This is a genomic window from Pseudomonas sp. NPDC087803 (genome assembly GCF_044742995.1).
Lineage (GTDB): Bacteria > Pseudomonadota > Gammaproteobacteria > Pseudomonadales > Pseudomonadaceae > Aquipseudomonas.
This window is the reverse complement of sequence record NZ_JBIUVO010000003.1, coordinates 135,783-148,105: the sequence shown is the minus strand read 5'-3', so window position 1 is coordinate 148,105 and position 12,323 is coordinate 135,783. Positions and strand designations below refer to the sequence as shown.

General features: G+C 59.5%; 14 protein-coding genes. 9 read left to right on the top strand and 5 right to left on the bottom strand.

Annotated features, from left to right (window positions below):
- Nucleotides 1–12: 12 nt before the first annotated feature.
- Nucleotides 13–954, bottom strand: a complete 942-nt coding sequence (locus ACIOUG_RS05145) for a YgfZ/GcvT domain-containing protein (RefSeq protein WP_401063024.1) — start codon at nt 952–954, stop codon at nt 13–15.
- Between the two features lie 149 nt (nt 955–1,103).
- On the opposite strand from ACIOUG_RS05145, the gene ACIOUG_RS05140 reads away from it, so the two are divergent.
- Complete coding sequence (locus ACIOUG_RS05140) at nt 1,104–1,358, top strand: succinate dehydrogenase assembly factor 2 (RefSeq protein WP_003222550.1); 255 nt, start codon at nt 1,104–1,106, stop codon at nt 1,356–1,358.
- Nucleotides 1,342–1,794 (top strand): protein YgfX, encoded by a 453-nt coding sequence (locus ACIOUG_RS05135; RefSeq protein WP_401063022.1) that lies wholly within the window; start codon nt 1,342–1,344, stop codon nt 1,792–1,794. Before ACIOUG_RS05140 ends, ACIOUG_RS05135 begins: the two co-directional genes overlap by 17 nt.
- On the opposite strand, the gene nadB is transcribed toward ACIOUG_RS05135, so the two are convergent.
- Complete coding sequence (nadB, locus tag ACIOUG_RS05130) at nt 1,763–3,379, bottom strand: L-aspartate oxidase (RefSeq protein WP_401063020.1); 1,617 nt, start codon at nt 3,377–3,379, stop codon at nt 1,763–1,765. The two genes, ACIOUG_RS05135 and nadB, sit on opposite strands and share 32 nt — an antisense overlap.
- 558 nt (nt 3,380–3,937) lie before the next feature.
- On the opposite strand from nadB, the gene rpoE reads away from it, so the two are divergent.
- The 4 genes from rpoE to ACIOUG_RS05110 all read left to right on the top strand — a co-directional run bounded on the left by rpoE (nt 3,938) and on the right by ACIOUG_RS05110 (nt 7,749).
- Nucleotides 3,938–4,519 (top strand): RNA polymerase sigma factor RpoE, encoded by a 582-nt coding sequence (gene rpoE, locus ACIOUG_RS05125; RefSeq protein WP_003172477.1) that lies wholly within the window; start codon nt 3,938–3,940, stop codon nt 4,517–4,519.
- A 30-nt stretch (nt 4,520–4,549) separates the two neighbouring features.
- The gene (locus tag ACIOUG_RS05120; RefSeq protein ID WP_401063018.1) at nt 4,550–5,137 is read left to right on the top strand and encodes a sigma-E factor negative regulatory protein; all 588 of its coding nucleotides are present in this window, start codon (nt 4,550–4,552) and stop codon (nt 5,135–5,137) included.
- Nucleotides 5,138–5,145: 8 nt separating this feature from the next.
- Nucleotides 5,146–6,108, top strand: a complete 963-nt coding sequence (locus ACIOUG_RS05115; protein ID WP_401063016.1) for a MucB/RseB C-terminal domain-containing protein — start codon at nt 5,146–5,148, stop codon at nt 6,106–6,108.
- Nucleotides 6,109–6,318: 210 nt separating this feature from the next.
- Nucleotides 6,319–7,749, top strand: a complete 1,431-nt coding sequence (locus ACIOUG_RS05110; protein ID WP_401063014.1) for a DegQ family serine endoprotease — start codon at nt 6,319–6,321, stop codon at nt 7,747–7,749.
- Nucleotides 7,750–7,828: 79 nt separating this feature from the next.
- Here ACIOUG_RS05110 and ACIOUG_RS05105 read toward each other — a convergent pair whose 3' ends face one another.
- Nucleotides 7,829–9,262 (bottom strand): M48 family metalloprotease, encoded by a 1,434-nt coding sequence (locus ACIOUG_RS05105; protein ID WP_401063012.1) that lies wholly within the window; start codon nt 9,260–9,262, stop codon nt 7,829–7,831.
- Between the two features lie 98 nt (nt 9,263–9,360).
- Between ACIOUG_RS05105 and ACIOUG_RS05100 the strand changes: the two genes are divergently transcribed.
- Together ACIOUG_RS05100 and ACIOUG_RS05095 are read left to right on the top strand one after the other, a co-directional pair.
- Complete coding sequence (locus ACIOUG_RS05100) at nt 9,361–9,600, top strand: sulfurtransferase TusA family protein (RefSeq protein ID WP_401063011.1); 240 nt, start codon at nt 9,361–9,363, stop codon at nt 9,598–9,600.
- Between the two features lie 33 nt (nt 9,601–9,633).
- On the top strand, nt 9,634–10,704 hold the full coding sequence (locus tag ACIOUG_RS05095; RefSeq protein WP_027614463.1) for an AI-2E family transporter: 1,071 nt from the start codon (nt 9,634–9,636) through the stop codon (nt 10,702–10,704).
- A 124-nt stretch (nt 10,705–10,828) separates the two neighbouring features.
- Here the strand turns inward: ACIOUG_RS05095 and ACIOUG_RS05090 are convergent, their stop codons facing one another.
- Both ACIOUG_RS05090 and ACIOUG_RS05085 read right to left on the bottom strand, forming a co-directional pair.
- Nucleotides 10,829–11,302 carry a peroxiredoxin gene (locus ACIOUG_RS05090; RefSeq protein WP_003222570.1) on the bottom strand — a complete coding sequence of 158 codons (474 nt, stop codon included), beginning with the start codon at nt 11,300–11,302 and terminating at the stop codon, nt 10,829–10,831.
- Nucleotides 11,303–11,312: 10 nt separating this feature from the next.
- Nucleotides 11,313–11,873 carry a glycine cleavage system protein R gene (locus tag ACIOUG_RS05085; protein WP_401063009.1) on the bottom strand — a complete coding sequence of 187 codons (561 nt, stop codon included), beginning with the start codon at nt 11,871–11,873 and terminating at the stop codon, nt 11,313–11,315.
- A gap of 325 nt (nt 11,874–12,198) precedes the next feature.
- On the opposite strand from ACIOUG_RS05085, the gene ACIOUG_RS05080 reads away from it, so the two are divergent.
- Nucleotides 12,199–12,323, top strand: a 125-nt coding sequence (locus ACIOUG_RS05080) for a dihydrodipicolinate synthase family protein (RefSeq protein WP_401063270.1), incomplete at its 3' end; no start/stop codon positions are given.

Sequence of the window (12,323 nt, the reverse complement as noted above, 5' to 3'; positions counted from 1 at the left end):
CAAAAGCTGCGATCAGCGCTGGATTTCGCGGTCGCGATCCAGTTCGTAGGGCAGGTCGAGCAAATGCAGGGCTGGCCCTTCGAGGGCGCCCAGGTGCAGATCACCCGCTTCGGCAGCTTCGGCCTGCAACACCGCCAGCAGTTCAATTTTTTCTGCGGCGCGGGCAGCAATCACCACTTCGCCGATGGCGCTGTTGTGGCTGGGGGCGAACAACGGGGTGCCCGGTTCCGGTAGTTCGGCCGCGTCCAGTTGCACGCGATAGAGACGACGCTTGAGCTTGCCCAGGTACTGCATGCGCGCGACGATTTCCTGGCCGGTGTAGCAACCTTTCTTGAAGCTCACGCCACCGACGGCCTGCAGGTTGAGCATCTGCGGGATGAACAGCTCGCGGGTGCTCGGCATGACCTGACCGATACCGGCGCGAATCTGTCCCAGCAGCCATTGGTTCAGCTCGCCTTCGGGCAGGGCGGCGGCCAGTTTGGCCTTGATGCCATCGGCTTGATCAACTGGTGCCCAGAGTTCGGCGCGATCCGGCGAAACGCGAATCGCGATCAGGTCTGCGTTACGCACCACGCTGTCGGTCTCGCTCGGCAGGTCCAGACCCAGGCTGGCCAGCGCCTGGTCGCCGTGCTCCAGGCCAAAACGCACCCAGGCGGCGCTTTCGTCGGTCAATCTGGATTTAGAGAACACCGCGTACTTTTTCAGGTCCGCCAGTTGTGGCTCCAGCAGTTCGCTAGCCATTGCCAGCAGCACGCCGTCACCTTCGAGCAGAATGCGGAAGCTCGACTGCATCCGGCCTTTTTGCGTGCAGCGCGCGCCCAGGCTGGCCTGGCTGTCGCTGAGGTAATTGATGTTGCAGGTCAATTGGCCTTGCAGGAATTTGCCGGCATCCACGCCGCGAACCGCGAGTACGCCTTCATGAGACAGGGTGCAGAAAAAAGCAGAATCGGCCATGGGTCATCGCAGGGTAAAAAGTCTGGGGCACATCATAAGGGGGCGTTGTTGAAATGGGTAGTTGATAAAGGATCGGTGGTGCCCGACCAAAGCCGACTGTGCGACCCGCGCCGGGGCTGTATACTGCGCGTCTATTTGAGGAGGGCTCCATGGTCGAACAAGTTGAACTCAATCGCCTCTTCTGGCACAGCCGCCGCGGCATGCTGGAACTTGACGTGCTGCTGGTGCCGTTCGTGAAAGAGGTCTATCCGCACCTCAATCAGGTCGATCGCGACTTGTATGTGCGTCTGCTGACCTGTGAGGATCAGGACATGTTCGGCTGGTTCATGGAGCGCAGCGAGTCCGAAGACCCTGAGCTGCAGCGCATGGTCCGGATGATCCTGGACCGTGTTCAGCCCAAGTAATACGTTCGAATGCCGCTGGCATGCCTCACGGCAGTTGCTGGCGGCTTATCTGTTGGCCCAGGCGTTCGCGCTGGGTGTGTTGTTTCTCCTGTCGATTCCACTCTGGGCCAGTCTGCTCGGGGTTTTCGCCTGTCTGCTGCACGCTGCGTGGGTGTTGCCACGGCAGATTCTGCTGAATCACCCGCAGGCTTTTTGCGGATTGCGCCGCGACGCCGATGGCTGGCAGTTGTGGAATCAGGCGCGCGGCTGGCAAGCCGTACAGCTGCGCCCCGACAGCCTGGCGTTGCCGTTGATCGTGGTGCTGCGCTTTCGTTTGCGCGGCGAGCGGCGGGTGCGCTCGATCTGTGTACCGCGAGACTCGCAGGCCGCGGATGTGCACCGACGCCTGCGAGTGCGGCTCAAGTTCAGCCGGCGTAGGTGGGCGGCACCAGAATAGTGTCGAGCGCCTCGGGCAGCAGGTTCGGGTAGTCGAGGGTGTAATGCAGACCGCGACTTTCCTTGCGCTCCATGGCTGAGCAGATCATCAGTTCAGCAACTTGTGCCAGATTGCGCAGCTCGATCAGGTCGCGGCTGACTTTATAGTTGCTGTAGAACTCGTCGATCTCGTCCAGCAACAGACGCACGCGGTGTTGCGCCCGTTGCAGGCGCTTGTTGGTGCGTACGATGCCGACGTAGTCCCACATGAAGCGGCGCAGTTCGTCCCAGTTGTGGGCGATGATCACGTCTTCGTCGGAATCGGTCACCTGGCTGGCGTCCCACTCGGGCAGGGCGGTTGGCGCGGTGACGTCATCCAGTTGCGCCAGAATGTCCGCTGCCGCCGAGCGGGCATAGACGAAGCACTCAAGCAGCGAGTTGCTGGCCATACGGTTGGCGCCGTGCAGGCCGGTGAAGCTGGTTTCGCCGATGGCGTACAGACCCGGCACGTCGGTGCGACCGTGCTGGTCGACCATCACCCCACCACAGGTGTAGTGCGCCGCCGGTACGACCGGGATCGGCTGTTTGGTGATGTCGATGCCGAAGCCCAGGCAACGCTCGTAAACGGTCGGGAAGTGGCTTTTGATGAAGGCTTCAGGCTTGTGGCTGATGTCGAGATAGACGCAGTCGACGCCCAGGCGCTTCATTTCATGGTCGATGGCCCGGGCGACGATGTCCCGTGGTGCCAGTTCGGCGCGTGGGTCGAAGCGCAGCATGAACCGCTCGCCGTTGGGCAGTTTCAGGTGCGCGCCTTCGCCACGTAGTGCTTCTGTGATCAGGAAGCTCTTGGCTTGCGGGTGATAGAGGCATGTGGGGTGGAACTGGTTGAATTCCAGATTCGCCACTCGGCAGCCCGAACGCCAGGCCATGGCGATGCCATCACCGCAGGCACCGTCGGGGTTGCTGGTATAGAGGTAGACCTTGGCGGCGCCGCCGGACGCGAGGATCACGAAGCGCGCGCCGTAGGTGTCGACTTCGCCGGTCGCGCGATTCAGCACATAGGCGCCGAGGCAACGCTCGCCGTCCATGCCCAGCCGGCGTTCGGTGATCAGATCAACGGCAACCCGTTGTTCCAGCAGCTCGATATTGCTGCGTTTTCTGGCCTGGGCGAGGAGGGTGGTGAAAATCGCTGCGCCGGTCGCGTCGGCGGCATGGATGATGCGCCGATGGCTGTGGCCGCCTTCACGGGTCAGGTGGAATTCGAAACCGCCGTCTTCGGTCCCGGACTGTTCGTCACGGGTGAAAGGCACGCCCTGGTCGATCAGCCACTGGATGGCTTCGCGGCTGTGCTCGACGGTAAAACGCACCGCGTCTTCATGGCACAGACCGCCGCCGGCGTTGAGGGTGTCGTCGACGTGGGATTCGACAGTATCGGTATCGTCCAGCACGGCAGCGACACCGCCCTGGGCCCAGTAAGTCGAACCGTTGGCCAGATCACCTTTGCTCAATACGGCAATGCGCAAATGACCCGGCAGGGTCAGCGCGAGACTCAAACCGGCAGCGCCGCTGCCAATGACCAGAACATCGTGTTGAAACTGTTGGCTCATTTCAGGATTCCGCTCAAAGCGACCCGGATCGGGGTTGGCGCAAGACAGCTGGATCGGCGAGTCAAGACAGCCACACAGCCCACTAGTATATAGAGGGGTGGAGCGGCACAATAGCCGGGCTCGTATGGCATTGTGAAACTACTGTGACGACAAAAGCTTGACGTTTCGTCGGAGGTTTTTTTCCGTCGTTTTGGGAAAAGGCGACTGTATCGAAGATGAAACAGGCTTTTTCAGCACTCGGTCGCTCAATGTCGCTTCAGCACGGCTATAAATAATTGGAACTTTTGCCAGAGGCCCAAGATCAATAGTCAGTTGCCAGAAGCACGGGACAGTGTCGGCTTCAATGCAGAACCTGCGTTTGGGTTTTTGCCGGCGAACCGATGACAAGATTATTCGCGCAGCCGGTTCACACCGCGCTGCGTTTTTCGTGCGTGCCAAATCAGAGCTCGCAGGAAACTTGCCTGGAGGGGGAGAACTTTTGCGAAAAGCCCGAGTCTATGTTTGCAAGTCTGGTCGTTTAGTTATGCAAGCCTCCTCCATGCTTATCGAGGAGTGTTCATGCTAACCCAGGAAGAGGATCAGCAGCTGGTCGAGCGCGTTCAGCGTGGCGACAAGCGAGCTTTCGATCTGCTGGTGCTGAAATATCAGCACAAAATTCTCGGGTTGATCGTGCGTTTCGTGCACGACACCCATGAAGCCCAGGATGTGGCTCAGGAAGCCTTTATCAAGGCCTACCGAGCGCTAGGAAACTTTCGCGGGGACAGCGCGTTCTATACGTGGCTTTACCGCATTGCCATCAACACGGCAAAAAACTATCTGGTTTCACGCGGCCGCCGGCCGCCGGATAGCGATGTAAGTTCTGAAGACGCGGAGTTCTACGACGGCGATCACGGCCTCAAGGATCTCGAGTCACCGGAACGCGCATTGCTGCGGGATGAGATCGAAGGCACCGTCCATCGAACCATTCAGCAACTGCCAGAGGATTTACGTACGGCTTTAACTTTACGTGAATTCGATGGTCTGAGTTACGAGGACATTGCGAGCGTCATGCAGTGTCCGGTGGGTACCGTGCGCTCCCGGATTTTCCGCGCTCGGGAGGCCATCGATAAAGCCCTGCAGCCGTTGTTGCAGGAAAACTGAGACAGCGGCGACAGCCAAGAGAGGAACGCCATGAGTCGTGAAGCCCTGCAGGAATCGCTGTCCGCAGTGATGGATAACGAAGCGGACGAACTGGAATTGCGTCGAGTGATCAATGCACTTGACGATGTTGAAACCCGTGAGACCTGGGCTCGTTATCAGATCGCTCGGGCAGCCATGCACAAGGATCTGCTGCTTCCGCGTCTGGACATTGCTGCGGCAGTATCTGCTGCGCTGGAAGACGAAACGGCTCCAGCCAAAGTATCCCGTGGCCCTTGGCGCAATCTCGGTCGTCTGGCCGTTGCGGCATCGGTGACCGTTGCAGTCTTGGCCGGTGTGCGCCTGTACAACCAGGACGAGATCGCTGGTGTCGAGTTGGCCCAGCAGTCGAACCAGCCTTCGCTGGTTGCGCCGCAGGTCAAAGGCCCGGCTGTTCTGGCAGGCTACAAGGAAAGCTCGGAAGCGACCGGTCCGATGGCCAATGGCGTACTGCAAGGTCAGCCAGGCTGGCACGATCAGCGTTTGCCAGGCTATCTGCGTCAGCATGCTCAGCAGGCTGCACTGAAAGGTACTGAAAGCGCTCTGCCTTATGCGCGTGCGGCAAGCATGGAAAACCGTTAAGGAGGATCATGCGCGCCATACCTCTACTTTCGCTTCTGCTTAGTGGCTGGTTCATTGTTCCAGCCCATGCCGACGAGGCCCAGGACTGGTTGACCCGTCTGGGCCAAGCCGAGCAGCAGCAAAGCTTCCAAGGTACTTTCGTTTACGAGCGTAATGGTAGTTTTTCTACCCACAATATCTGGCATCGTGTCCAGAATGGTCAGGTCCGCGAGCGCTTGATTCAGCTCGACGGCTCGGCACAGGAAGTCGTGCGCATTGATGGACATACTCAATGCGTCAGCGGCACCCTGGTTGCGGGGCTGGGAGATTCTTCCGGCTCTACCGCTCGTTCGCTTGATCCCCAAAAGCTGAAAAACTGGTATGACCTTGCTGTTATCGGCAAGTCGCGCGTGGCCGGGCGTGATGCGGTCATCGTATCGCTCACGCCTCGTGACCAGCATCGCTATGGTTTCGAGTTGCACCTGGACAAACAGACCGGATTGCCACTCAAGTCGCTGTTGCTCAATGACAAGGGCCAGTTGCTCGAGCGCTTCCAGTTCACCAGCCTTGATACCGCTGATGTCCCGTCAGACAAAGACTTGCAGGCGGGTAGCGAATGCAAGGCCATCACCCTCGACAGTGACAAGGCTTCAGCCGTCAAGACGGCTCAGGTCTGGCATTCAGACTGGCTGCCGCCAGGCTTCGAATTGACCAGCAGCACCTCGCACAAAGACCCGGAAACCAAGACTCAGGTCAGCAGCCTGATGTATGACGACGGGCTTGCGCGTTTCTCGGTGTTTCTGGAGCCGTTGAACGGTGCAACAGTCACCGATACCCGCACGCAGTTGGGGCCGACGGTCGCTGTTTCCCGTCGCCTGACCACGCCTGAAGGCGAGATGATGGTGACGGTGGTCGGCGAGATTCCAATCGGCACCGCCGAAAGGATTGCTTTGTCGATGCGTAACGATGGCGCTGCAACCAGCAAGCAGTGAGCTGATTTCAGTCATTTCCACTTCTTTGTCGAGACGTAGATGAAATGTTTGCTCAGCATTTTCATTTGCAAATCACCCAAAAGTTTTTTATAGGTCAGAGCCTCACGGCTCTGGCCTTGTCTGTTGTTCCCGGAACAAAAATGCCGGCCCGCGGTTCCCGGTGTTCCTTGCTCCATATCGCTTAACCCTGCTCGTCGTAACGGGAGCTGTATGTCGATACTTAGCTTGAAGTCTTATCTCTCCATTTTCGCCACCGTGCTGGTGCTGGGTCAGGCGGTTCCCGCTGCTCAGGCGGCCGACCTGCCGGACTTCACCCAGCTGGTTGAACAGGCCTCGCCTGCGGTGGTGAACATCAGTACCACGCAGAAGCTGCCGGATCGCAAAGTGAACCAGCAGATGCCTGATCTGGAAGGCTTGCCGCCGATGTTGCGCGAGTTCTTCGAGCGTGGCATGCCGCCTCAGCAGCGTTCGCCACGCGGTGATCGCCAGCGCGAGGCGCAATCGCTGGGTTCGGGTTTCATCATTTCCTCTGATGGCTACATCCTGACCAACAACCATGTGATTGCCGATGCCGACGAAATCCTCGTGCGTCTGGCGGATCGCAGTGAAATGAAGGCCAAGCTGATCGGCACTGATCCACGTTCCGATGTGGCCCTGCTGAAAATCGATGGCAAGGATCTGCCGGTGCTCAAGCTCGGCAAGTCCCAGGACCTGAAGGCGGGTCAGTGGGTTGTGGCGATCGGTTCGCCGTTCGGCTTTGACCACACCGTGACTCAGGGCATCGTCAGCGCCGTTGGCCGTAGCCTGCCGAACGAAAACTACGTGCCGTTCATCCAGACCGACGTGCCGATCAACCCGGGTAACTCCGGTGGTCCGCTTTTCAACCTGAACGGTGAAGTGGTCGGGATCAACTCGCAGATCTACACCCGTTCCGGTGGCTTCATGGGCGTCTCGTTCGCCATCCCGATCGACGTGGCCATGGACGTTTCCAATCAGCTGAAAAGCGGTGGCAAGGTCAGCCGCGGCTGGCTGGGTGTGGTCATCCAGGAAGTGAACAAGGATCTGGCCGAGTCGTTCGGTCTCGATAAGCCGGCCGGGGCGCTGGTTGCGCAGATTCAGGATGACGGTCCGGCAGCCAAGGGCGGCCTGCAAGTGGGCGACGTGATTCTGAGCATGAACGGTCAGCCGATCGTCATGTCCGCCGACCTGCCACATCTGGTGGGTGCGCTGAAAGCGGGCGCCAAGGCCAACCTCGAAGTGATTCGTGACGGCAAGCGCAAGAATGTCGAACTGACCGTCGGCGCGATTCCGGACGAAGACAAAGAGCTGGCAGCACTGCCGAAATCCGGTGCGGAAAGCAGCAGCAACCGCCTCGGTGTGTCGGTGGTCGAGCTGACTGCCGAACAGAAAAAAACCTACGACCTCAAGGGTGGGGTGGTGATCAAGGAAGTTCAGGACGGTCCTGCGGCCCTGATCGGTCTGCAGCCGGGTGACGTGATCACGCACCTGAACAACCAGGCCATCGGCTCCACCAAGGAGTTCGCCGAGATCGCCAAGGCACTGCCGAAGAATCGTTCGGTGTCGATGCGCGTTCTGCGTCAAGGCCGGGCGAGCTTCATCACCTTCAAACTGGCTGAATAACCCGGTTGCGGTGAAATAAAAACCGCCTCGAAAGAGGCGGTTTTTTTATGCCTGAAACTTTTATGTCGCTGATGAAAACTCAGCCCATCATGTCCTTGATCATGCGCTCCTGCTCCATCAGCTCACGCTGGCGCGCGTCAATCCGCGAGGACAGCGGGAAGTTGCTGCCAGCCTTGCGCTTGGCAAAGTCGAGCTGCTGGATCGCCTGACGATAGTCGCCCACCAGCGCGAAGTATTCGGCGCGGGCCTGATGCAGACCAATGATGTTCCCTGAGAGGCCACGGGTTTCGGCGACCTGATACCAGACATCCGGATCGTTCGGGCGGGATTTGAGCAGGCCTTCGAGCGCTTTTTCCGCATCGGCGGTGCGATTCTGTTTCAGCAGCAGATCGACCCGCACCTGATTCAACGGGTAGTTGGCCGGATACTGCGTGAGCATCCGGTCAACCCGGGTTTGCGCATCCGGCAGGCGACTGTTGGTGATGTCCAGGTCGATCTGCGCAAGGTTGTAGATGATCTCGTTCGGCGACTTGGCCAGCAGTTGTTTGAGGTTCTCCCGCGCTTCATTGAGCTGACCACCCTTGATCTGGGCGATGGCCAAGCCGTAGCGCGCCACATCGTTCTTCGGGTTTTCGTCCAGTTGCGCGCGGAAACGCTTGGCGCCCAATCCTGGGGTTTCCTCATAGATCAGTTGCACGCGGGCACGAATCAGCTGATAGCGCATGCTGTCTTCAATGCCGCCCGCTGGCGCTTGTTCGGCACGGTTGCGGGTGTCGGCGATACGCGATTCGGTCACCGGGTGAGTCAGCAGAAATTCTGGGGGCTTGGCATCGAACCGATACTGGCGCATCAGTCGTTCGAACATGGTCGGCATCGAACGCGGGTCGTATCCGGCCTTTTCCAGGTTGAGGATGCCGATGCGGTCGGCTTCTTGCTCGTTCTGGCGCGAGAAGGTGCGTTGCGACTGAATGGCTGCGGCCTGTGTACCGGCGATGGTCGCGATCCCGGCATCACCGCCCCCGGCGGCGGCAATCACGATCCCCGCCAGCAGCGCGGCCATCATCGGCACCTGCATGCGCTGCGAAGCTTCTACCCCGCGCGCGAAGTGGCGTTGAGACAAGTGAGCCAGTTCGTGGGCCAGCACCGAGGCGTATTCACCTTCGGTCTGCGCGTTGAGGAACAGCCCGCCGTTGACCCCGACCACACCACCCGGCGCCGCGAAGGCGTTGAGTTGCGGGCTGTTGATCAGGATGAATTCCAGGCGCCGGTCGGTCACCTGGCTGGTTTCCACCAGCTTGTAGACGCTGGACTCGACGTAGTCCTTGAGCTGCGGGTCGTTGAGTTGTGCAACCTGACTGCGCAACATCGCCAGCCAGGCGCGGCCCAGCTGGTATTCCTGTTGCGGCGAGACAATGGCAGAACTGGCGTCGCCAAGTGACGGCAGATCGTCGGCAAAGCCCGGTGAGGCGAGCAGGCAAGCGAGCGTCAGCAGGGTAGGGCGCAGAAATGTCATGCACAAAGCCTTAGAAGACAAAGACCTTACTGTAGCCGGACACCGGGCTTGCGACCAGATATTCTAGGCGCCTCAACCACCTGAACCGGAGTGACGCAATGACTGACGCTGTAGCCCATGACTGTGAATTGGACGCCAGTGGCCTGAATTGCCCGTTGCCGTTGCTCAAGGCCAAAATGGAACTCAACAAACTCCCCAGAGGCGCCGTGCTCAAGGTGATCGCCACGGATGCGGGCTCGCAGCGCGACTTCCGCACCTTTGCCCGTCTGGCCGGTCATACGCTGCTGCGCGAAGAAGACGAAGCGGGCGTCTACCGTTACTGGTTGAAAAAAGCCTGAAACCGACAGCGTAAAAAGACCTAAGGATTATTGATGTTCAAAGTGTTACGCGACTGGATTCAGCGCTACTTCTCCGACGAAGAGGCAGTGGTGCTGGCAGTGCTGCTGTTTCTTGCCTTCACCGCGGTACTGACCCTCGGCGGCATGCTCGCGCCGGTATTGGCCGGGATGGTGCTGGCGTATCTGATGCAGGGACTGGTGCTCGCCCTTGAGCGTATGCGCGTGCCTGGTGCGGCGGCGGTGGGTCTGGTGTTTGCGCTGTTCATGGGCGTGTTGCTGGTGTTCATCGTGGTGGTCTTGCCGCTGCTGTGGCATCAGTTGATCACGCTGTTCAACGAGCTGCCGGGCATGCTCGCCAAGTGGCAGTCGCTGCTGTTGCTGCTGCCGGAGCGCTATCCGCATCTGGTCTCCGATGAGCAGGTGCTGCAGGCCATCGAAGCGGCGCGTGGCGAAATCGGCAAGTTTGGCCAATGGGCGCTGACCTTCTCGCTGTCGAGTCTGCCGTTGCTGGTCAACATCATGATCTATCTGGTGCTGGTGCCGATCCTGGTGTTTTTCTTCCTCAAGGATCGGGCCATGATCGGCGAATGGGTGCGCGGTTATCTGCCCCGTGAGCGTGCGCTGATCACCCGCGTGGCGCAGGAAATGAACCGGCAGATCGCCAACTACATTCGCGGCAAGGTCATCGAGATCGTGATCTGTGGCGGTGTGACCTACATCGCCTTCGTCGCGCTTGGGCTCAACTATGCGGCGCTGCTGGCGTTGCTGGTCGGGGTGTCGGTGGTGGTGCCGTATGTCGGCGCGGTAGTGGTGACCGTGCCGGTGCTGCTGATTGCGTTGTTCCAGTGGGGCTGGAGCGATCAGTTCATCTATCTGATGGCGGTCTACGGGATCATTCAGACCCTGGATGGCAACGTGCTGGTGCCGTTGCTGTTTTCCGAGGCGGTCAACCTGCACCCGGTAGCGATCATCTGCGCGGTGCTGTTGTTTGGCGGGCTGTGGGGATTCTGGGGAGTGTTCTTCGCGATCCCGCTGGCGACGCTGTTCAAGGCAGTGCTGGATGCGTGGCCGCGCAAGGAGCCGGTGGTGGCTCCATTGCTTTAGAACCGAATTATTCGCTGAGGCTTATGGCCCCTTCGCGAGCAAGCCCGCTCCCACATTTGAAATGCATTCCAAATGTGGGAGCGGGCTTGCTCGCGAAGGCGTCAGTGAAAACGACGTAGAAATATCAGGCTTTATTCAGGGCCTGAGCAGCAGCCAGCACCGCATCCACATGCCCCGGCACTTTCACGCCGCGCCATTCCTGACGCAGTACACCGTTCTTGTCGATCAGGAACGTGCTGCGATCAACGCCCAGGTATTCCTTGCCGTACAGCTTCTTCAACTTGATCACGTCGAACAGCTGGCAGACGGCTTCGTCCTTGTCGCTGATCAGCTCGAACGGAAACTCCTGCTTGCACTTGAAATTCTCATGGGATTTCAGGCTATCGCGTGAAATGCCGAAGATTTCCGTGTTGGCAGCCTGAAACGCCGCGTATTGATCACGAAAACCCTGACCTTCGGTGGTGCAACCCGGGGTGCTGTCCTTCGGGTAGAAATAGATCACCACTTGCTTGCCCTTCAGGGCGGACAGGCTGACGGTCTGCCCGCTGGTGGCAGGTGCTTCGAAATCCGCAACCGGTTGGTCGATGACAACGGCCATGAAAGCTTCCTTACATTGGGTTTTGTGGGCGCCAAGGCTCGATCAGGGCATCCAGGTTCATTGCGTCGGCGAAATCCAGGAACTGGTCGCGCAGCCAGCTGATCTGGGTGCCGGCCGGCAGCGTCACGGTGAACGTGGCGTTGAGCATGGTGCCGCCGGTCTGTGGTGCCTGATAGGTATCGCAGGTCAGGTTTTCCAGCTCGACGTTGTGATCCATGAAGAACTGGCACAGCTCATTGATGATGTCCGGGCGATACGCCGAACTGACATAAGCCACATATGGCAAGGCCTGCGGGCGGTTTTCCAGCGCCGCGCTGCGCACCACGTTGACGGTAAAGGCGTGACGCTTGGCCAGGCCCGACAGGCTGCCTTCGAGGCGGGCCAACGCGTCCCAGCTGCCGGAGACTTCCAGCACCAGGGCGCTGCATTCGCCATGGCGAGTCAGGCGGGAGGTGACGACGGCGCAGCGATTTTCATGGCTGGCGCGGCACAGGACGTTAGTCAGCTCCATGGGGTTGGCGCCAAGGGCACTGATGACAAGGAATTGTTCGCGAACTGTGGGGGTGGACATGCAGCATTCCTAAAGCGATGAGCGGTCGGTAGGTCGATGGGCGTTGGCCGTCGGGATGAGTCTGCGCGTGCCCGTTCAGAAAGCCCCGGGCCGTGGCTCGCAATTCGCTCCAATAAAGGCGGAGCGTGCAGCAGCGACACTGGAACGGGGCCTGGGAGGCCGAAAGGGGAGGCTGGAACCCGGCGTACAAGCGGATCTGTACCGATCAAAGTCTGAAGGGTAGCGAAAACCGACGCCAAGGGGAATGGCGGCGCAGTACTTCGCTTGTGCAAGCATCTTGGCGCCAGTACCATTACCGCTCTCTTTTTCCGGCAGGAGCGGTTTCATGATTGCGGGCAGTATGGTGGCACTGGTCACTACCATGGATGCACAAGGGCGTCTTGACTGGGACAGCCTCAGCAAACTCTTGGACTACCATCTCAAGAACTGCACCAATGCCAATGTCTCGGT